This window comes from Daejeonella sp. AP26, from assembly GCF_056680515.1.
Genome location: NZ_CM155286.1, coordinates 4,664,098 through 4,684,024, shown reverse-complemented (window position 1 = coordinate 4,684,024; position 19,927 = coordinate 4,664,098). Strand labels below are relative to the sequence as shown.

Genomic DNA, 19,927 nt, shown 5'->3' with positions numbered 1-19,927 from the left:
GGCTATCTGCAGAGAATTGCTAATTTTACACCTTCAAAATCGCCAAACCATGTATAAAACCCTAAAGCCTGTTTTAGAAAACGAATTAGCCGAAATAGAAAATGCCGGATTATATAAACGTGAAAGAATAATTACTACACCCCAGGGAGCTGACATTAAGGTTCAGGGTGGCAAGGAAGTAATCAATTTCTGCGCAAATAACTACCTCGGTCTTTCTTCTCATCCTAAAGTGATAGAAGCTGCTAAACATGCGATTGATACGCATGGATATGGCATGTCATCGGTACGTTTTATATGCGGAACCCAGGATATTCACAAAGAACTTGAAAAAAAGATCTCCGCGTTCCTTGGTACCGAAGATACTATACTTTATGCTGCAGCTTTCGACGCTAATGGTGGCGTTTTTGAGCCTTTATTTAACGAACAGGATGCGATCATATCGGATGCGTTAAATCACGCTTCCATTATTGACGGTGTCCGTTTATGTAAAGCACAGCGATACCGCTATAATCATAATGACATGGCTGATCTGGAAGAGAAGCTAAAAGAAACTCAGCACCTTCGTCACCGGATCATCGTTACTGATGGCTCGTTTTCAATGGATGGAACTATCGCGCAGTTGGATCAGATCTGTAATCTTGCTGACAAGTATGAAGCACTGGTGATGATTGACGAATGTCATTCTTCAGGTTTCATCGGTAAGACTGGTCGCGGAACGCACGAACACCACAATGTAATGGGCCGTGTTGACATCATCACCGGAACTCTTGGCAAAGCCTTAGGTGGCGCTTCAGGAGGCTTTACTTCAGGCCCTAAAGAGGTGATCGATATCTTACGCCAGCGTTCACGTCCCTACTTATTCTCTAATACCCTCGCCCCTTCTATTGTTGGTGCTTCTATTGCTGTACTTGACATGCTCAGCGAGACTACCGACTTGAGGGACAAACTCGAACGTAACACTGCCTACTTCCGCGAAAAGATGACTGAAGCAGGCTTTGATATCAAACCCGGAGTACACCCTATCGTGCCTATCATGCTGTACGACGCCAAACTAGCACAGGACTTTGCGACAAAGCTTCTTGAAGAAGGCATTTATGTTATCGGGTTTTACTTCCCGGTAGTGGCTAAAGGACAGGCACGTATCAGGGTGCAGATATCTGCTGCCCATGATCAGCATCACTTAGACCAGGCTATCACTGCATTCATTAAGGTCGGTACAGAGCTCGGTGTCTTAAAATAGTACGTGTATTATTTTTATCTTTGTACGTATCAATTTCATTATCATGGCAACTACAAAACTAACGCTTAGTATGGAGCCCGAAATTGTGAGTCGGGCTAAACAATATGCAAAAAGGAGACAAATAAGCTTATCCAAACTGATTCAAGACTTCTTGGAACAAGCTATTAAAAGTGATAATTTGAAAGAAGAAGAGGAAGCGAATATACCCGAAGATATCAAATCGATTGTTGGAATATTGAAAGGTCCTGATATTTCAAAAAAACAGTTAAAAGAAATGAAATATGAATATCTAAAAGATAAATATGGGCTTTGAGAAAGTCTTTGTTGATTCAGATATTCTACTGGATTTATTTTTCGACCGAAAACCTCATTCAACATTTGCTATCAAGCTATTTGACATTAATTCACAAAAGAATTTCACCCTGTATACTTCAACACTAATTACAGCAAACTTATACTACGTCATATCAAAACAACGTAACAAGAGCTATGCTAATGAATGTATCTCAATATTGTTGAAACATATGCAAGTTTTGCCAATGGAAGTTGACGCGGTAAAATATGGCATTAGTAATGTTTTCGGCGATTTTGAAGATGCTATACAATATCATATCGCCAAAAAAAACCATTGCACAACAATCTTAAGTCGGAATATAAAGGATTATAGACAATCATCTATACCGGTAATAACCGCAGAGAATTTCTTTAAATATTAAAATTACAATGCAAAATAAAATATCCCAATACACCGCCGAAATAAACGCTTTTCAACCAGCAGATGCTGCAGAGCTGGAAACTTTCCGCATCCGCTTTTTAGGTACTAAGGGTCTTATTAAAGATCTGTTTGAAGAGTTCAAAACGGTATCATCTGAAGAAAAGCGGGTGATGGGAAAAGTGCTGAATGAATTTAAACAACTCGCTGAGGCTAAATATCAGAACTTAAAGGAAAGCCTGGGCACTGAAACGGAGGCCCCGAAGACGGAAGCGGATTTGACGTTGCCGGGTGCAGGGTTCGAACTTGGTTCACGCCACCCCCTTTCACTGATCAGAAAAGAGATCATTGAAATATTCAAAAGGCTGGGTTTTATTGTTGCCGAAGGTCCGGAAATTGAAGACGACTGGCATAATTTCTCTGCGTTAAATTTCCCTGAAGAACATCCCGCAAGAGATATGCAGGATACCTTCTTCATTAAAAAAGGCGGTGAAAAGGGCGATATCGCTTTACGTACGCATACCTCTTCGGTACAGGTACGGATGATGGAAAATGGGAAACCACCTTTCCGCGCCATTATGCCGGGACGGGTTTATCGTAATGAGGCTATCTCTGCCAGGGCACATTGCTTTTTCCACCAGGTAGAGGGTTTATATATTGATGAGAATGTCTCTTTCGCCGATTTGAAACAAACCCTTTTCTACTTTGTACAGGAATTATTCGGCGAAGGAACCAAAGTGCGCTTCCGCCCTTCATACTTCCCATTCACAGAACCTTCCGCTGAAATGGATATATCGTGTACTATATGCAAAGGAGATGGCTGCCAGTTCTGCAAATACAGTGGCTGGGTAGAAATCCTGGGTTGTGGTATGGTTGATCCTAACGTGCTCGAGAACTGTAACATTGACAGTGAAAAATACACCGGATTTGCTTTCGGGATGGGTATTGAACGAATCACTAATCTCAAATATCAGATTAAAGATTTACGTCTTTTCTCCGAAAACGATGTTCGTTTCCTGAAGCAGTTCCAATCAGAAATGATTTGATGAGACTTAGATACACTCTTCTGGTATTATGCGTGACCTTTCTATCCTGCACTAAAAACAAGGAAGGACGCATACCGGAAGTTCCTGTCAATTTCAGGGCCCCGCTTAGTGATCCGCGGCTGGCAAGACTAAACAGTCCCGGAGGAGTAGTAGTGGTAACCGGACATGGAGTTGCGGGAATCATTATTTTCCGTCGTCCGGATAATGCACTCGTCGCCTTTGATCGCTGCAGTTCCGTTAATCCGGAACAAAACTGCGCGGTGACGCCAGATGACCCCGCCCTGACAGCAACAGATCCCTGCAGCGGCGCTAAGTTTTCCTTGTATGATGGTACACCGGTTAAGGCACCTGCTAAACGGCCCCTAAAAGAATATCAGGTGATAGTAACCAATTTTGAACTTTCGGTAATTAACTAGAATGGAAATCGATAAGATAAAAGAAAGCATTAAGAAAGCAGCCCGCGAACTGTTCCGAAAGTATGGTTATCACAAAACAAGTGTTAATGAGATCGCCAAAAAAGCCAAAATAGCCAAGGCTACCATCTATAAATATTTTGATAGCAAAGAAATGTTGCTTCAGGCTATCTTAATGGATTATATCCGCCATAGTGTTCATGAGATCATCCACAATCCACAAAAGGATATTGACCAGGAAAGTTACCTGAGCAGTATCATCTTACGTACCAGCCGCCTATCTTATACCGTTTGTAATGAGTTTATCGGCTGGGAATTTATCCGGGAATCAACCAATTCGCAGGAATTTTTAAAAGTACTTTCTGACGAACTGGAAAATCTTTTGATCCAGTCGTTCAATGAAGAGCCTCTCTTTAGTGCCGAGGATTACACCGAACGTCTGCGTTTTCTGATCAAGGCGAGCAAAAGTATCGTTTTCTCTTTCGCCTTTACTTCAGTAACTGACTCGGATGTCCGGAAAAACTTTATCTCGTTTCAAAAGGAAATTCTGCCATACCTCGTAAAAGCGGCAGTAAAGTAACCTCAAAGTCAAGGTATTGTTAAGTTTTATACCAATTTGGTTTTAGGTATAAATAATGCTATTTTTAGAGAAATAGCAAACATTACGCGCCATGAGCAACGAGATACTTAACTTTTCTACCCTCATAGACCAGCAGTTTGATTACAACGATAACACTACCGGAGGGTTCTTTTCTTTCTTTCGGAAGTTATTTAGATAATCAATATTCCCGTCTTTTTCAATCTCTCCGAAGATATTACCAGTCCTTGCGCCTTAATTTTCTTCCTAACACTTCCGAATCCCTACTACCTTATATCCTGATTTATTGTAATTTTGCGCCTTTGTAGCTTTCAGCTATCAGAGATCAGCTGTCAGCGATCAGCAAAAAATTGGCTGGTGGCTTTTGATAGTTGCTTGCTGACGGCTGATAGCTGACAGCTAATAACTCAATCTTAATGAAATTCTCCCCAGACAAAAAGTTCCTCCAAAATATACAAGTCGTTGATATAGCCGAAGAAGGCAAAGGCATTGGCAAATTAGATGAGATGGTTATTTTCATCGACAAAGCCGTTCCCGGCGATTTAGTTGATGTTGAAGTGATGCGTCGCAAGAAAAAATTTTATGAAGCACGCATCCAGCAGATAGTAACTCCTTCTGAGCATCGCACCGAGCCATTTTGTATTCACTTTGGTGCCTGCGGTGGATGTAAGTGGCAGCACATGAGCTATGAAGCTCAGCTGGTATTTAAGCAAAAAAGTGTGACTGATGCTTTGCACCGTTTAGGAAAGGTGGATGTTACGGGCATAGAGCCTATTTTACCTTCTGTAGCCACACGTTACTACCGTAATAAACTGGAATATACATTCTCTGACAAACGCTGGCTTACGGATGAGGACATGGCCAATCGTGATTCGGATGAGATGGAGATGAATGCGCTGGGATATCACATTCCCGGTCGTTTTGATAAGATCCTTGACATTGTGCACTGCCACCTGCAGGCTGATCCCTCTAACGATATCCGGAATTCTTTAAGAAGCTTTGCTTTAGCGCAGAATATATCCTTCTACGATCTTCGTAATCACCAGGGTGCTTTACGTAACCTGATCATGCGGATATCAACAACCGGCGAGCTAATGGTTATCATGGTATTTGCTTTCGCTAATGAAGAGGAGGTTAGCAAAACCATGCAGTTTTTGAAAGACAGTTTTCCTCAGATCACCTCGTTACTCTACATCATAAATCATAAGAAAAACGACACCATATTTGACCAGGACATCCTGGTTTACCACGGTCCGGATCATATTTTTGAAAGTATGCCTGCGGGTAAGCCCGGTAACCCGGTGTTGAAGTTCAAGATCGGTCCCAAGTCCTTCTATCAAACTAACTCCGACCAGGCTTACGAGCTCTATAAAATTGCGCGCGAATTTGCCGGTTTTGAAGGTCATGAACTGGTTTACGATTTATATACTGGTGCCGGAACCATCGCTAATTTTATAGCTGCTGATGTCAGGGAGGTTATCGGTGTGGAATATGTGCCAACTGCTATTGAAGATGCATATATCAATTCCGAGGTAAATCATATCAGCAATACCAGGTTTTATGCTGGCGACATGAAAGATGTTTTAAACGCAGATTTCATTGCTACACATGGTAAACCAGATGTGGTCATAACTGATCCGCCAAGAGCGGGTATGCATGCCGACGTCGTGAAGCGCCTGCTGGAAATGGAGTCTCCTAAAATTGTTTATGTGAGCTGCAACGCCGCAACCCAGGCACGTGATATCGCGTTGCTGAACGAGAAATACGACGTAAGCCGCATTAAACCCGTTGACATGTTTCCGCATACCCAGCACGTTGAAAATGTTGTCCTGTTAACGTTGAAAAAAGAACTTTCAGCTCAAAATCTATAACTTAAAAAACCTTACAATAAAACTTTTCGGGTGCTTTCGACCTTTAAAGTTTACAAGCTTTAATCATGGAATTAAAAGACTTATTAGACCAGGAAAATAACAGGGAAAACAACCAGGCAACAGAAAGCCCGTTGAAAAGCCTCGAAGCCGACCTGAAAGTTTACAGCGAGTCTATCAAGGAAGTCGCCATTGAAATAATGGCTGAAGGAATATCCCTCTACCCTATTTTTGTGGCACATCAGCATGAAGTCAAGCTGGGTGAAATGATCCTTGACAAAGACGAGTTAAATATGAGCTGGACCATCCAGGCTTCAACCATAGAAGAGTTTGTAGAGCGTGGCATCATTCATCCGGAAAAGAAAGATAAATTCATCAAGCAGTTTAAAGAGCCTGGTGACTTTATGTGCTTATTTGTAATCGTCCCTGAAGGCGCTAACTTTATCTTCTTCCCGTATAATTAGTTATCCTGATCAAATAAGCATAAAAACGCCAGCTATTTCACATCAGAAAACTGATTCCGAAATAGCTGGCTTCAATAAATCTAAACGGCTTATTGCTTTTTAACGTTCGCCATCTTGGATACTTCCTTAGTTAGCAGTTTAGCATCCCCTTTATAATTAATATTCGACAGACCGCTTGCTTTAACTTCCAGTGAATCTTCTGCGGACACATATACATTAGCCACTCCACTTGTTTCTGCCACCACATTACCAGCTTTCAGATCATATGCCTTCAAGTTGGAAGCTCCGGAAGATCTCACCAGCAGATCATCAGCATGGCCGCTTAACGTAGCATTGGATGCACCACTGGTTTCCACTTCCAGTTTCTTCGCACGGATATTTAATTTACTGTTGTTAGCTCCGGAAAGTTTCAAGTCAAACTGATCAGCGTCTATTTGATCGTCCGCATAGAAATTGGTTGCACCGGTGCCCAGTAAGCTATTCAGTTCTTTATAAGTGACGTAAACTTTAAGTTTCACATTCTGGTTCCGATGTTCCCTTTTCTCTTTGTTGTCCATCCGGATAACCAACACCTTATTAATTACTTCAACAACCAGATGATCTTTAAATTCCTGGTCGTTTACCTCAATACTCACTTTCTCCTGACTACCTTTTTCAAGGTAAACACTGGCTATGCCTGCTGCTTTAATGGCGGAAAAGCCGGAAACCTTTCGCTCTTCGCGGATCATCTCGTCCTGGGCGAACACCGCCGTGCTAACCGTGATTAAAGCGATCACGGCGCTTAGTCTCAAAAGATTTTTCATTTTCTTGTTGCTTTTAAATACATGACGTTTGGCCTTTGGAAAGGTTGCACCGCGAATGATAATTAAAACTGGCAAATCATCCGGAATTATGTAATTTTCATGCCTGTAATTGTTCTCGGAGCAATCTGAAGAAATAACAGATCAAACGAAATTCACTATCAATATGCACGAACGCAAACTGCTGATCCTCAATGAAAAACAAATCAGTCAGAAAATAGACCGGATGGCTTACCAGATACTTGAAGATAACCTGCATGAAACCGACCTGGTGATTGCCGGCATTGTTGATCATGGTTATACCATCGCCAAACGCCTGAAGAAAGTAATTGAAAAGATCTCAGATATTAAAATTCTGCTTATGAAGATCGAGTTGGATAAGACCAGTACCCATCTGAAAGCTGATACAGACTTCACAGCAGAATCGGTGCAGAATAAAGTGATCATCCTGGTAGACGATGTGTTGAACAGCGGCCGCACCCTCGCTTACGGGCTGGGTATCTTCCTGGATGTGCCCCTCAAAAAACTTCGAACACTCGTATTAGTTGACCGCAATCACCGGATCTTCCCGGTATCACCAGATTTCACAGGTCTGGAACTAGCCACCGTATTGAAAGAACATGTTACGGTCGTGCTGGACGAAAAAGGCGAAAAGGATGCGGTGTATTTAAGCTAAGCCAAATTAACCACCAGTTAATCGGCAGTACAGCCTTTCAAGCTCTGCAGTTACAGCAAAATTCCAAAATTAAAAAGAATAATTAGCAGCCAGGAGGTCACAGCGTCTTGTGCTCTTTTACGTCATGTCTATCCAGGCAATCTGTTAAGAAAGCACACCCATTCATCCTCCTCTCTGGCCTCTCACTTACCATGTGCTTACTATATGCTTACTATATGCTTACTATGTCATCCTTCGATCAGAATATAGTGAAGACCCTGTAAGCACATAGTTAATATATTGTCATCCTGCCACTGGTCATAATTGAAGTTGGGAAAGGACCCGAGATGATAGCCGGCTTTACTACGGATTTAATGAATTGACACGGACATTTGACTAACTCAGACAGAACTGAAATGCGTGTTTCATAGGTTTTAATTGCCCCGAAAGGAGCCGAAAAGCAGCGATGTTGTTTTTCTTTTAAATTAAAATTAAACCTACAGATTCGTAAAAATTTAATTATCTTCATGGATACCTCCAATCAGTATTGCATGCAAAAGAGACATCAATATTCAATACTATTTGTGACAGTTTTAATGAGTTCACTGGTTAGTAGCCTCACCAGTGCTCAGACAAAAAACAGAATTGCCATTATCTCCGGTATCTCATCTAATGAAGTTTTTCAAAGTCAGCACATGGCAGGCGGGGGAAGTAATGAAGGAAAAGGTGCCAATGCATTTGGGATCAGGTATACACGGAATTTGAACAACTCATTTTCTGTTGAAACAGGTTTGGAATATTCATCAAACAAAATTAAGTCAGCTCCAACGTATACGGGGCAGCCAGCACCAACTCATCAATACAATGTTCGAATGGTTTCGGTACCGCTTTACGGCAACCTAACCTTTCTGAAATATCTTTTTGTGAACGCAGGCGTTATTTTCGACCTTGAAACGGATATGTATGCATCCGAAACAAGAGGGCTCAATTCACAATCTGGCGTGGGCTATGGGTTTGGAGCGGGCGGTAAATACGACTTTAACAAGATAACGATCCTCGTAAACCCTTTCTTCCAGAAACATGCAGTGGTTAGCACGAATAATCACCCGGAAAGAATCGGAGAATTAGGGGTTAGAATGGGGATTGGGTATAATTTTTAGATCGACATCGTTTTTATTCTTGTATGTCCCCCAAATCAGGACGGAAGTCCCAGATACCTGGCTAGCTTTTCTGCCGTCAGATCCAGACCGCTAACAATATAATGAGCTTTCTTGTAATACACATCTCGGCTTGTTAATTTTTGGGTGATAAACTCTATCAACTCTTCCTGGTTAAGGTCTTTGATTAATGGTCTAGAAACTTTGGAGTGCTTTAACCGATCTGCAAGTGCTTTTGGTTCCATGGAGAGGTAAATAACCTTCCCTTCTTTATACATCCAATCCATATTGTCGAAGTAGCAGGGTACGCCGCCACCGGTCGCTATTACCGCATTGTTGTTAAATTCGGTTTGCTGTAAAGTATCTCTTTCCAGCTCACGGAAACTTTCCTCGCCATTCTTACTGAAGTATTCGGCAATGCTCATCCCGGCTTTGTGCTCAATCAGTTTGTCCAGGTCGACAAACTCGTAATGAAGGAAGTTCGCCAGCTTGCGGCCCATTGTACTTTTACCGCTTCCCATAAAACCGATTAGAAATATTTTCATCTTAGGGAGATTTGAGAGGTGAGATATGAGATTTGAGAAGTTAAGCCAGTTTTACTCTTGGGTCGATGAATGCGTAGGCTATATCGACCAGGATGTTGATGATCACAAATATAAAGGCGACAAACAGAATGGAGCCCATTACTACCGGGAAGTCGGACAGTTCGAGTGCATCCACGGTGGCTTTGCCAAGACCGTTGTAGCCAAAGATATACTCTACGAAAAAGGAGCCGGCCAGCAAAGAAGCAAACCAACCGGATATAGCAGTGATCACCGGGTTCAGGGCATTCTTTAAGGCGTGTCCGTAAATTACCTGGCGGTTGCTCAAGCCTTTGGCCCTGGCTGTGCGGATATAATCCTGGCTCAGTACATCCAGCATGGCGCTTCGGGTAAGTTGAACGATGATGGCCAGCGGGCGCAATCCCAAAGTGATCATCGGAAGAATCAGATTTTTCCAGTTCATCACTTCCCCCCGGAAGGGATCGTAATTATATAAGCTTCCGGACATGTTGAGCCCGGTATAATCGCCCAATACAAAGCCGAAGAGCCAGGCAATAATAATACCCGCAAAGAACGATGGCGCCGAGATGCCCAGGATCGCAAAGGCATTAGCTGAACGATCTATCCAGGTGTCTTTATTTACGGCAGAGATCACTCCCAGAAAGATGCCAATAAAGGTGGCAAAGATCATGGCGGTTGTAGCCAATATAAAAGTGTTCGGTATTGTTTCTGCCAGGATATTACTTACGTCGCGCTTTGTTTGGTACGACCGGCGCAGGTAGGGCCATTTAAGCGCTATAGCCTTCTCCTTACTGAAAGGTATAAGCTCCACATACCGATATTTTTCTTTGGACGCCGAATCCCGTTCATGAACGGCTACCAGCATCAGATCGTTTACATAGTATACGAACTGCATGGGAATCGGTTTATCCAGTCCGAACTCTTTACGTACCGCTTCCAGCGACTGCACGTCGGAGCGCTGGCCCTGGGTCATTCGGGCAGGATCGGCGGGTAAGATGTTGAAAAGGAAGAAAACCACCACTACAATTCCGGCTAATACTGCCAGTCCGTAAATGATCTTCTGAAGGGCGTAACGCAACATTATTGATTCTTTTCGAAATAGGTTTTGGCAAGTTGATCATAGGATGGCGCAGCATGAAAGTGCCATTTATCTATCACAGTTCCATTTTTTAAGAGCATTAGTCCGGGGTTAGCCCGTACCATGCTTTTTAGCGGTATAGCATCCGCATAAAGGATCTCCATCACCAGCTTATTCTCTTTGCTGAATTTCTCTGCACCTTCTGCAGATGCTGAAGTAAGTAAAACCGTACGGATATTGAAATCCTCCGCAGCATTCATGGCTATCGCGTTCAGGTCTCCTATAGCGTTCAAATTGGCTTTATCCAGATCGTAAGCTACTATAACCAGGTTGTAATACGGGTTTTCGACAATCTCGGTAGTATAATCGGTACCCATTGAGTCGCTGATCTTCAGGTCTTTGATCTTCACATCGTAACCCTTCTTAATAAGCTTGCTCTCCGAATCACCAAAGATCTCCCAGTTTTTATCTTTCCAGATTTCGGTTTTCAGGTACTCCTTGTCCGACATGGTCTTGGTTTCGCCGGTCTCTTTATTTTTTAAAGTATAGGTGATCTCATAAAGATCAGGTTCTGCTCCTGCAGGCATTACCATTAACGACGGCAGGTTGTTCCCCTTTTTGTAAGGCAGAAAATCAAGCACCGGCAGGAAGTTATAGGTGTATAAACTGAATGCGAGAGAAATAAAGATGATAAAAGCAACGATCACCTGCTGGGCTTTCACCGAAGTGATCACCGGCCGGATGCTGTCGCGATTCAAATAGATGATCACAATAAAGAATAACAACACCAGGTCTTTGCTGAAGGACTGCCATGGTGTTAACGGAATGGCATCGCCAAAACAGCCGCAGGAGGTAACTACCTCGAAAAATGCCGAGTAGAAGGTTAAAAACGTAAAAAATATAATCAGCAGCAATAAGCCTAAGGCAACTTTGCGGGCGAAGAACCCTAGAAGCAGCATGGCGCCCAAAATTATCTCGAGTGTGCATAGCAGGATTGCTATCGCAGTAGCGTAATCATGCAAAAAAGAGGTGTGAAAGACCTCAAAATATTCCTGAAGCTTATAACCAAAACCTAAAGGGTCGTTTGCCTTGATGAGGCCGGAAAAAATAAAAAGTATGCCTGTAAACAGGCGACTAAAATTTATTAAAAGTTTCTTCATATAAAATGGTTTCTTGTCAGATCAAATTACTTTACACCTAGTTTAATAAGCGCGAATACAGCATAATTTAGCATGTCCTGGTAGTTTGCTTTGACTCCTTCGGATGCTAAAGTCTGCCCCATGTTATCTTCAATCTGCTTTACTCTGAGCAGCTTCATTAGGATCAGGTCTGTCAGAGAACTAATGCGCATATCCCGCCATGCTTCGCCGTAGTCATGGTTTTTGGCAAACATGAGTTCCTCGGTTTCTTTCGCTTTCTCGTCGTACATACGGCTAACAATTTCGGCCGGTATCTCGGTTAAACTGTCGGGTTCCATATCCATTTGCATCATGGCAATCACACAGTAATTAACAATTCCGATGTATTCGGAGGTAATATCCTCCCCTACCTTCGATATCTTCTTTTCTTCCAGTGTCCTGATACGCTGCGCTTTGATAAAAATCTGGTCGGTAATGGATGAGATCCGGAGGATGCGCCAGGCGGTTCCGTAATCGTTGGTCTTCTTAATGAAGAGTTCTTTGCAAACTTTGATAACTGATAGATATTCTGCGGAAGTGTTATTTGCCAAAACGAAGGTATTGTTTGATAAAACGATGAATTTATCGCTATTTTGTTAGTATGAGCGATAAAAATACATTTTTTCATCAGAAGTCAACACTTAATGTTCGCGGCAGATTGCTTGATCTCAGTAGTCCCAAAGTGATGGGGATTGTAAATATCACTCCGGACTCTTTTTATGATGGCGGTGAAACCCTCTCGATTGACAAGGCTCTAGAACAGACTGGCAGAATGCTGGGCGAGGGGGCAACTTTCATTGACCTGGGCGCTTACTCGTCGCGGCCGAATGCTCAGCATATCAGTGCTGAAGAAGAGATTGACAGGCTTATTCCGGTGTTAAAAGCGATCGTGAAAGAATACCCTGAAGCCATAATTTCAATAGATACATTCCGGGCGTCAGTTGCAAAGGCGGCAATTAATGAGGGTGCGCATATCATTAATGATATATCGGGCGGTGAGATGGATGACGACATGTTCAGAACCGCAGCTTCCCTTAAAGTGCCATACATTCTGATGCACATGAAAGGAACGCCGCAGACCATGGTCAGCGAATCGCAATACGCTGATATTTTCGACGAAGTGTATCAGTACTTCGTTACCAGGATCCATACTTTGCGACAACTTGGGGTAATTGATATTATTCTAGACCCGGGTTTTGGATTTGCAAAGACAGCAGACCAAAGCCTTGAGCTTCTGGGCAAGATGGACCAGTTTAAATTACTCGAGCTGCCGGTTTTAGCAGGCATGTCCAGAAAATCAATGATCAGCAAAACGCTTAACACTACTACTGATCTTGCTTTGAATGGCACTACTGTTGCCAATACAATCGCCTTATTAAAGGGAGCAAAAATCCTTCGTGTTCATGATGTGCGGGAAGCTATGGAAGCTATCACAATAGTTGAAAAGTCAGTTGCAAGGGGTTAATCTCTGGATGCTTAGCCCGCTGAACCATTTAAGCCTCAGGAATCCGAATTCAAATTTGTAATTTTCGGCCCTATGGAAGGCTTTGACTTCGGATTCCTCAACTTACGATTTTTAGATATAGTAGATATTTTGCTGGTAGCAATTATTATTTATTATGTATTTAACCTCATCAGGGGCACTATCGCCCTTAATATACTTTTCGGACTTGTAATTATTTACGTCGTGTATCTAGTGGTGAAGCAGGCCAATATGCGTTTGCTGACCGAGATACTCGGCGGGTTTGTCAGTGTAGGTTTTATTGCCCTTATTGTAGTATTTCAACAGGAGATCAGGCGCTTCCTGCTGCTGATCGGTAAGAATGCTTCCTTACAGAAAGATAAAGCATGGTGGATGTTTCTTTTTGGACGTAAAGAAATTGAGAAGAATAATTTAGCCAGGATCAAGCCGATCATTGACGCCTGTAAAAGCATGCAGAAGAGCCGCACAGGCGCATTATTAGTGTTTGCCAAATACTTCGATGAGCAATTTTATCAGAATAGCGGGGAAATAGTTGAAGCCCGAATCTCCAAGAGATTACTTGAAAGTATCTTTCAAAAACACAGTCCGCTGCACGACGGGGCTGTAGTTATTTCTGAAAATAAGATTCGCTGTGCAAGCTGTATCCTTCCCCTTACTGAAAACGATCAGCTACCACCACAGTTTGGCTTACGTCACCGGGCTGGTATCGGGGTGTCGGAAATGAGTGATGCGGTAGCGGTGATAGTTTCGGAAGAAACCGGAGAAATAGCTTATGCCAAACAAGGACGGGTGAAGATGAATCTGACCTTTATGGAGCTGGAGAAATTATTGAATAAAGACTTTTGATTAAGATTTGTCTTTTCTTTATCAGAATTTGTTAGATTGAGGGATTAGCAGGATTTCTTTAGGGATGATTACGCCGATTTTAAGAGATTGCACCGAAAAAAAAAAGATTACACTGTTTAATCGGTGTAATCTTTCTTCAATCTTTAAATCCTATAATTACGATGTTCACAATTAATCAGGATAATCATTCTTAAATCGGTGTAATCCCCTGAAATCGGTGCAATCCAAATAAAGCCTTAGCAATATTGCTCAAACGCCTGAATCAGGTTATCAGCGATCATTTGTGCGGGGCGACCTTCAATCTGGTGGCGTTCGATGATGTGAACTAATTTACCATCCTTAAATAAAGCCATAGACGGCGAAGATGGAGGATAAGGCAACATGTTGCTGCGTGCTGCGTCAACGGCCTCTTTTTCCATTCCTGCGAAAACAGTTATGAATTTATCAGGGCGCTTTTCTTGCTTGGTGGCAATCTTTGCAGCGGGACGAGCGTTAGCTGCAGCACAACCGCAAACGGAGTTTACCATCACAAAAACGGTTCCTTCTGCCTTGATGGCACGTTCTACTTCTTCAGCAGTTCTTAGATCTTCAAAGCCTGCGCTGGTAAGATCCTGACGCATTGGCTCTACTAAATATTCTGGATACATATCTTAAATCGGATAAGTTTAATAATTAACAATATGCAAAAATACGTTTTATAAAAATCATGTAATAATTACATAATCAACGTACTGTCACAAACTATTAGAAAAAATGGTGTCGCTTTATATCAATCGTCTTATCACTATGATGATTTGTATTCAGCCCCCAGCCCCTTGCAGTGATGTTAGTCACGGTAGGTATTGACGGTAACCTGCAGATAGTCATTTCTGTAGCAGTGCGGTTGTTTTCCCATCACTGTTTTAAATTGCTTATTAAAATTTGAAAGCGTTTGAAAGCCGCACTCATACCCTATTCGGTCAATATTCATTTTTTCTTCTTTAAGCAACTTACAGGCATATTCCACTCTAACCTCTTTCAGAAAGTCTGAAAATGATTTATTAGCACGTGATTTGAAATATCTGCTGAAAGATGTATCGGTCATATTTACTATATCTGCAACTTCGGCCAAATTTATCTTATGCCTGAAATTCTTCATTACATATCCGTACACCTTGTTCATACGGTTTGCTTCAGCTTCTGTATTTAAAGAAATATGATGATTATGAGTAATAAAATGACAGTCGTTAGATTTTGCTAATACGTTTAATATGGAGAGTAGCTGAATAATGCTGTCCATTCCTTTTAAACCAAGCAACTTTTTCATCATTTCGCATATAATGATTTTAGTTTTTCCCGTTATCTCTAATCCCCTAAGAGCTTTCTGAAAAAGCCGGCTTATGTCTTCCATTTCTTCCTTCAGGTGAAGTGTTTCTCCCAAAAAATAATCATGGAAATAAATTACAATAACAGTAGTACTCAATTCACTTTTCTTCTCAAAGTATTTATTGTCGCTCCGCCATACATGCGGAAGGTTTGGTCCTGTAAGTACCAGGTCTCCATCTTTAAAGGATTTCATGTTATCCCCAACAAAACGGGTTCCCTCGCCTTTTACCACAAAAGACAGCTGAAACTCGGGATGTAAATGAAACGTAGGATCAAAATAAGGAGCGTCTATCTGTTTGATCACAAAAGCTCTTGACTCAGGAATTGCTGATTTTGGAATGATATGTTTCATCAGAAATGTTATTCTTATCTCAATTTATTAAGCGTTGAACATATTTTTAGATTAAGGGTATCTGTAAAAGAACCTGGTTCTCTTGCATGTCTAAAATACTTCTCTTTTATCTCCTTTGAAATTTGTAATAACAACCTTCAAAATATCTTTATCCAAGGTAAGCTTCCGGGACGACTGTGACAGGTAGGTATCACCATAATAAAATTCCATTCGTCTCTTTTTATTACCCTTATAAACAATCTCTGCACAGAAATCATCTGGCTTCAGGTTTATCCATTTCCGAATCTTTCTACCAGGTTCCATGTTCCTGGCGTAAACCAAAAGCTTATCCTGATTTTGTGTAGCCAGCAATAAGTCTTCATTTTTAGCCGAATGGATGTTAGCCAAACCTTTAGCATCTCCTTTAACAAAAAATCCACTTTTCGCTATAGGCATGCTGGTGAACCCTCCTTTTCCATTTCCCTTCAGGCACAAACCCATAAAAGCATCATGCCGTCCCCCGAGTGGTTCCATGCCATAATCATTGCCCACCAGTATCAGATCCAAATTACCATCCCCATCTATATCTTCATTTTTTATCCCATAAACCGGCGCAATCTGCGCTTCTATTGGCAGGGGTGTGATACTAAACCTCCCATTACCCTTGTTTTCGATATAGCTGGTTTGGAGATTGGTTACGCTCATGGTAGTAGCATTTTCTCTATCCTTCTGATTCCATAAATTGTCCATAGAAGCCTGTCCAAATGATTTAAATGTAGGATACCGTTTTCTTATGGATACCAACTGGCTAATCAAATCATCTCTGGTATGCATTGGAAAAGGCTTCCTTGTATTATCATCAGCCTTTAGATAGCAAAATATCATCGGATCCAATTTGCCATTTTCATCAAGATCCTTTGCAAAAATGGTCATGGGCTCTGTCTGAGTCGCCTTAAAACTTGAGTTCAGCCCCAGGTTTCCTGCTACATAATCTACATCTCCATCGTTATCAAAGTCACCGGCGGTCAAACTATTCCACCAACCGGTATGGTCAGCAATACCTGTTGACTTATTGGCTGACACAAACGTAGTACCCGTATTCTTTAAAAAAGTTACCGGCATCCACTCCCCTGTAAGCACAAGGTCCACTTTCCCGTCTTTGTCAAAATCAGACCATAAAGCATCGGTGATCATCCCTAAATTCTGCAACCCGGGACAGTATTTTTCTGTCACATCGTAAAATAAACCACCTCTGTTTTCCAAAATATAATTGTTGGGGGCTAAAGGATATGCACCTGACGTACTTCGTCCACCCACAAATAAATCAAGATCCCCATCCTTGTCAAAGTCTGCCGCACGAATACATGAACCATTAGTCAGTTCACCGGGAATCGCGGTGTGATCCCATTTAAATTTCCCTTCCCCATTATTAATATACAAACGATCTTGATTTGAAGGGTGATCCGGCGAAAATTCATAGCTTCCAGTTACGACGTATAAATCCAGATCTTTATCATTATCTGCATCGAAAAGAAGCACCCCCATTTCTTCGGTTTCGCCATTATCTTCCTGTATAATACGTGTAGCATCCTTTGTAAAACGCCCCTTTGCATCCTGCATGTAGAATATTCCGGGATTAGAGGCTGAGCCCCCAATATAGAAATCGTCATAACCGTTATTATCCACATCTCCTACGGCAATCCCGGGTCCATACTGACTCAGTTTATGAGGAAGTGTTGGCTGTATATTATAGTCGACTGCATCCTTTTCCTGATGCTTGAAATTTATTCCATAACTATCTGATACTTCCGCAAAAAGAGCCTTTTCTTCACTTTGTTTGGCACCCCTATTAAGCTCCACCGCATCCTGATAAGTGATTTTTAATACCTGGTCTACTTTAATATTTTTAAGCAATTGACTCTTACCGTCCGGCCATCTTACACGCATAGAGTCTATGTCCTTAACATCTCCCAAACCGAAGTGTGCTTTGCCGTCCACAGATGAAAGATATCCACGGCTGGGCTGATGTTCATATAATTGCTGCTTGCCCCCGGCATAATATATACGTATTGTGGCTCCTATGCCTCCGGGATTTTTACCATTACCCGCAAGGACTACTGACAGACTATGCTGGCCTTTCTGCTCGCCCTTGTTTAACGTGTTCTCATAAATAAATGCCTGGTCATTGAGGTTGTTCACTACCAGATCCAGATCACCATCATTATCTAAATCAGCATAGGCCCCACCATTTGAAAATGAAGGCTGGGTTATACCCCAGGCCTTGGTATTGTCGGCAAACAAAATGCCGCCAGCATTTTTAAATGCATAGTTTGAAATTTTAACAACCGGAAGTGAATCAGCCATACCCAGCGTTGCATTCACACCTGTTCCATTATATCCCTGACCGTTATTGTAAACAATATAATCAAGGTCAGTAACGTCCCGAGGCAAGCCATTGGTAACAATCAGATCGCGGAAGCCATCATTATCAAAATCGGCAATTAACGGAGACCAGCTCCAGTCTGTCTGAAAAACGCCGGCCATGTATCCAACTTCACTAAATGCGGGATGGCCATCCGGCGTAACTCCCCGATTGAGTTGAAAAACGTTTCGCACATATTGAGGATCATAACCAAACCTCTTGCTATTAAAGTAATTGTAATATTCATTACCACCTAACACAGTCTTTTTGCGCAGGTTGTCTTCAGGAAGCATATCTAAGGAAAATAAATCTACAAGCCCGTCATTATTGATATCAACCATATCGGTTCCCATGGTGTACCAGCTGGTATGTTTAAAATATTCAGGCAGTCGATTGGTAAAGGTTCCATCCTGATTGTTTATATAAAAAATATCGTTGGAAATAAAATCGTTGCTCACATAAATGTCGGGCCATCCATCCAAGTTAATATCTGATATAGATACTGCATGTCCCCAGCCCTCGATCAAAATCCCGGCCTCGCGGGATGCATTTGTAAAAGTTGCGTTCCCGTTATTCCGGTAAAGCCGGTCAGTATTAAGGGCTGTGCCATCCGTTACTTTGGGTCTGTACCTTATCGGTGTCTTTTTATCATTTAGCTGATTTGTAACCAGGTACATATCCAGATCACCATCCATGTCATAATCAAAGAAAACGGCTTGCGTGCTGTAGCCTGCGTCGGATAAGCCGTAAGATTTAGCCATTTCTTTAAAAACAGGTATTCCTTCTTTACTAAGTCCCTGGTTGATGTATAACAAATTGGTTCGTCTGATTGAGTCTCCCCGAAATGACGCTGAGACGTATATGTCAAGCCAGCCATCCGCGTTAATGTCTACAACAGATACCCCTGTACTCCACCTATTTTCACCAGTCACACCGGCATCATCGGTTATGTCCTGAAATTTCAATGAACCTTTATTCAGATACAATTTATTGGAAACCATATTTCCGGCGAAGTACACATCCACCAATCCGTCATTGTTAAAATCCCCGATGCCTACACCCCCACCGTTGTATAAATTAGCCTGACTTAAAATGTTTAAGCTATCGCTTTCGGTTATAGTATTTGCGAAATTAACCCCCGTTTGGGATGCCGGAAGCAAGTTAAAAAGAGTTGTTTCCTTTTCAGCACAAGCAATAAACAGGGTGGATATAAGCACAGCCAGAAGAGAAAATTGCCGAATCGGATTAACTAGTTTCATACAGGTCCTATAATTAAGTCCCGAAAAGTAACAATTTTATTGTCTTTCTGCTGCTTTGCAATATTTCTCTTCCGCAGCGGGGCCATATAAAGTTTTAATTAATAAAAAAAATATAAGCATTAAGTGCTGGATGTATGACAGCTCTTTCCAAGCGTTGTCCCAATACTTTAACATACTTTACTCCTAATCATAACTCCAAAATTCTCTCAAAGTACTTCCTTGTAAGAACCTTATATAATCCTGGTAGTTTGCTAGTAAAATACTACTAGCAAACTACTAAGAACTACTAGGAAACCCCCAGGAAACCCAACCCGTACCCGACTCATTTCAAGACCGCCAGCAAGCGCTTAAAGGGAGTGAATGAAAGCCTTTCCCGACTAAGCAGAAATTATCGTGTTTTTCAGCCTAAGTCCCCTTTTTAAATGACAAAAATAAGTCAGGCAGCAAAA

General features: G+C 41.9%; 20 protein-coding genes. 12 read left to right on the top strand and 8 right to left on the bottom strand.

The window, feature by feature from the left end; translation table 11 throughout:
- The first annotated feature begins 49 nt into the window (after nt 1-49).
- From kbl to AC1MCB_RS19950, 8 genes are all read left to right on the top strand, one after another.
- Nucleotides 50-1,240: a glycine C-acetyltransferase gene (gene kbl, locus AC1MCB_RS19985; RefSeq protein ID WP_479966491.1), complete on the top strand. Its 1,191-nt coding sequence runs from the start codon at nt 50-52 to the stop codon at nt 1,238-1,240.
- Between the two features lie 43 nt (nt 1,241-1,283).
- Nucleotides 1,284-1,553: a DUF6364 family protein gene (locus AC1MCB_RS19980; RefSeq protein WP_479966490.1), complete on the top strand. Its 270-nt coding sequence runs from the start codon at nt 1,284-1,286 to the stop codon at nt 1,551-1,553.
- Entirely contained in the window at nt 1,543-1,956 is a 414-nt protein-coding gene (locus AC1MCB_RS19975; RefSeq protein WP_479966489.1) for a type II toxin-antitoxin system VapC family toxin, read from the top strand. The genes AC1MCB_RS19980 and AC1MCB_RS19975 overlap by 11 nt, the downstream gene beginning before the upstream one ends.
- A 7-nt stretch (nt 1,957-1,963) precedes the next feature.
- On the top strand, nt 1,964-2,998 hold the full coding sequence (gene pheS, locus AC1MCB_RS19970) for a phenylalanine--tRNA ligase subunit alpha (RefSeq protein WP_479966488.1): 1,035 nt from the start codon (nt 1,964-1,966) through the stop codon (nt 2,996-2,998).
- On the top strand, nt 2,998-3,414 hold the full coding sequence (locus tag AC1MCB_RS19965) for a Rieske (2Fe-2S) protein (RefSeq protein ID WP_479966487.1): 417 nt from the start codon (nt 2,998-3,000) through the stop codon (nt 3,412-3,414). The genes pheS and AC1MCB_RS19965 overlap by 1 nt, the downstream gene beginning before the upstream one ends.
- Before the next feature lies 1 nt (nt 3,415).
- Entirely contained in the window at nt 3,416-3,991 is a 576-nt protein-coding gene (locus AC1MCB_RS19960; RefSeq protein ID WP_479966486.1) for a TetR/AcrR family transcriptional regulator, read from the top strand.
- Between the two features lie 434 nt (nt 3,992-4,425).
- The gene (rlmD, locus tag AC1MCB_RS19955) at nt 4,426-5,880 is read left to right on the top strand and encodes a 23S rRNA (uracil(1939)-C(5))-methyltransferase RlmD (RefSeq protein ID WP_479966485.1); all 1,455 of its coding nucleotides are present in this window, start codon (nt 4,426-4,428) and stop codon (nt 5,878-5,880) included.
- Between the two features lie 65 nt (nt 5,881-5,945).
- Complete coding sequence (locus AC1MCB_RS19950; RefSeq protein ID WP_479966484.1) at nt 5,946-6,341, top strand: hypothetical protein; 396 nt, start codon at nt 5,946-5,948, stop codon at nt 6,339-6,341.
- An 89-nt stretch (nt 6,342-6,430) separates the two neighbouring features.
- Here AC1MCB_RS19950 and AC1MCB_RS19945 read toward each other — a convergent pair whose 3' ends face one another.
- Entirely contained in the window at nt 6,431-7,144 is a 714-nt protein-coding gene (locus tag AC1MCB_RS19945; RefSeq protein ID WP_479966483.1) for a head GIN domain-containing protein, read from the bottom strand.
- Between the two features lie 163 nt (nt 7,145-7,307).
- Here AC1MCB_RS19945 and AC1MCB_RS19940 point away from each other — a divergent pair, with 163 nt between their 5' ends.
- Together AC1MCB_RS19940 and AC1MCB_RS19935 are read left to right on the top strand one after the other, a co-directional pair.
- Nucleotides 7,308-7,817, top strand: a complete 510-nt coding sequence (locus AC1MCB_RS19940; protein ID WP_479966482.1) for a phosphoribosyltransferase family protein — start codon at nt 7,308-7,310, stop codon at nt 7,815-7,817.
- Nucleotides 7,818-8,347: 530 nt separating this feature from the next.
- Entirely contained in the window at nt 8,348-8,956 is a 609-nt protein-coding gene (locus AC1MCB_RS19935) for a hypothetical protein (protein ID WP_479966481.1), read from the top strand.
- A gap of 35 nt (nt 8,957-8,991) precedes the next feature.
- On the opposite strand, the gene AC1MCB_RS19930 is transcribed toward AC1MCB_RS19935, so the two are convergent.
- From AC1MCB_RS19930 to AC1MCB_RS19915, 4 genes are read right to left on the bottom strand one after another with little or no spacing between them, the layout of a single operon-like run.
- A complete protein-coding gene (locus AC1MCB_RS19930) occupies nt 8,992-9,498 on the bottom strand; it encodes a shikimate kinase (RefSeq protein WP_479966480.1) in 507 nt (168 codons plus the stop codon).
- Between the two features lie 40 nt (nt 9,499-9,538).
- Nucleotides 9,539-10,597 (bottom strand): ABC transporter permease, encoded by a 1,059-nt coding sequence (locus AC1MCB_RS19925; RefSeq protein ID WP_479966479.1) that lies wholly within the window; start codon nt 10,595-10,597, stop codon nt 9,539-9,541.
- Nucleotides 10,597-11,754, bottom strand: coding sequence for a BT_3928 family protein (locus tag AC1MCB_RS19920; RefSeq protein ID WP_479966478.1), 1,158 nt, complete (start codon nt 11,752-11,754; stop codon nt 10,597-10,599). The genes AC1MCB_RS19925 and AC1MCB_RS19920 overlap by 1 nt, the downstream gene beginning before the upstream one ends.
- Before the next feature lie 26 nt (nt 11,755-11,780).
- Entirely contained in the window at nt 11,781-12,323 is a 543-nt protein-coding gene (locus tag AC1MCB_RS19915; RefSeq protein WP_479966477.1) for a DUF1599 domain-containing protein, read from the bottom strand.
- A gap of 50 nt (nt 12,324-12,373) precedes the next feature.
- Here AC1MCB_RS19915 and folP point away from each other — a divergent pair, with 50 nt between their 5' ends.
- Nucleotides 12,374-13,237, top strand: coding sequence for a dihydropteroate synthase (gene folP, locus AC1MCB_RS19910; RefSeq protein ID WP_479966476.1), 864 nt, complete (start codon nt 12,374-12,376; stop codon nt 13,235-13,237).
- A 72-nt stretch (nt 13,238-13,309) separates the two neighbouring features.
- On the top strand, nt 13,310-14,101 hold the full coding sequence (gene cdaA / locus AC1MCB_RS19905; protein ID WP_479966475.1) for a diadenylate cyclase CdaA: 792 nt from the start codon (nt 13,310-13,312) through the stop codon (nt 14,099-14,101).
- A 236-nt stretch (nt 14,102-14,337) separates the two neighbouring features.
- On the opposite strand, the gene AC1MCB_RS19900 is transcribed toward cdaA, so the two are convergent.
- The 3 genes from AC1MCB_RS19900 to AC1MCB_RS19890 all read right to left on the bottom strand — a co-directional run bounded on the left by AC1MCB_RS19900 (nt 14,338) and on the right by AC1MCB_RS19890 (nt 19,478).
- Nucleotides 14,338-14,748: a BrxA/BrxB family bacilliredoxin gene (locus AC1MCB_RS19900; RefSeq protein ID WP_479966474.1), complete on the bottom strand. Its 411-nt coding sequence runs from the start codon at nt 14,746-14,748 to the stop codon at nt 14,338-14,340.
- Nucleotides 14,749-14,927: 179 nt separating this feature from the next.
- Nucleotides 14,928-15,818: an AraC family transcriptional regulator gene (locus tag AC1MCB_RS19895; protein WP_479966473.1), complete on the bottom strand. Its 891-nt coding sequence runs from the start codon at nt 15,816-15,818 to the stop codon at nt 14,928-14,930.
- Nucleotides 15,819-15,908: 90 nt separating this feature from the next.
- Entirely contained in the window at nt 15,909-19,478 is a 3,570-nt protein-coding gene (locus tag AC1MCB_RS19890; RefSeq protein WP_479966472.1) for a VCBS repeat-containing protein, read from the bottom strand.
- Between the last annotated feature and the right edge of the window lie 449 nt (nt 19,479-19,927).

Coding starts and splice junctions, on each gene's coding strand:
- kbl (WP_479966491.1), top strand. CDS start 50: ATGTATAAAACCCTAAAGCCTGTTTTAGAAAACGAATTAGCCGAAATA.
- AC1MCB_RS19980 (WP_479966490.1), top strand. CDS start 1,284: ATGGCAACTACAAAACTAACGCTTAGTATGGAGCCCGAAATTGTGAGT.
- AC1MCB_RS19975 (WP_479966489.1), top strand. CDS start 1,543: ATGGGCTTTGAGAAAGTCTTTGTTGATTCAGATATTCTACTGGATTTA.
- pheS (WP_479966488.1), top strand. CDS start 1,964: ATGCAAAATAAAATATCCCAATACACCGCCGAAATAAACGCTTTTCAA.
- AC1MCB_RS19965 (WP_479966487.1), top strand. CDS start 2,998: ATGAGACTTAGATACACTCTTCTGGTATTATGCGTGACCTTTCTATCC.
- AC1MCB_RS19960 (WP_479966486.1), top strand. CDS start 3,416: ATGGAAATCGATAAGATAAAAGAAAGCATTAAGAAAGCAGCCCGCGAA.
- rlmD (WP_479966485.1), top strand. CDS start 4,426: ATGAAATTCTCCCCAGACAAAAAGTTCCTCCAAAATATACAAGTCGTT.
- AC1MCB_RS19950 (WP_479966484.1), top strand. CDS start 5,946: ATGGAATTAAAAGACTTATTAGACCAGGAAAATAACAGGGAAAACAAC.
- AC1MCB_RS19945 (WP_479966483.1), bottom strand. CDS start 7,144: ATGAAAAATCTTTTGAGACTAAGCGCCGTGATCGCTTTAATCACGGTT.
- AC1MCB_RS19940 (WP_479966482.1), top strand. CDS start 7,308: ATGCACGAACGCAAACTGCTGATCCTCAATGAAAAACAAATCAGTCAG.
- AC1MCB_RS19935 (WP_479966481.1), top strand. CDS start 8,348: ATGCAAAAGAGACATCAATATTCAATACTATTTGTGACAGTTTTAATG.
- AC1MCB_RS19930 (WP_479966480.1), bottom strand. CDS start 9,498: ATGAAAATATTTCTAATCGGTTTTATGGGAAGCGGTAAAAGTACAATG.
- AC1MCB_RS19925 (WP_479966479.1), bottom strand. CDS start 10,597: ATGTTGCGTTACGCCCTTCAGAAGATCATTTACGGACTGGCAGTATTA.
- AC1MCB_RS19920 (WP_479966478.1), bottom strand. CDS start 11,754: ATGAAGAAACTTTTAATAAATTTTAGTCGCCTGTTTACAGGCATACTT.
- folP (WP_479966476.1), top strand. CDS start 12,374: ATGAGCGATAAAAATACATTTTTTCATCAGAAGTCAACACTTAATGTT.
- cdaA (WP_479966475.1), top strand. CDS start 13,310: ATGGAAGGCTTTGACTTCGGATTCCTCAACTTACGATTTTTAGATATA.
- AC1MCB_RS19900 (WP_479966474.1), bottom strand. CDS start 14,748: ATGTATCCAGAATATTTAGTAGAGCCAATGCGTCAGGATCTTACCAGC.
- AC1MCB_RS19895 (WP_479966473.1), bottom strand. CDS start 15,818: ATGAAACATATCATTCCAAAATCAGCAATTCCTGAGTCAAGAGCTTTT.
- AC1MCB_RS19890 (WP_479966472.1), bottom strand. CDS start 19,478: ATGAAACTAGTTAATCCGATTCGGCAATTTTCTCTTCTGGCTGTGCTT.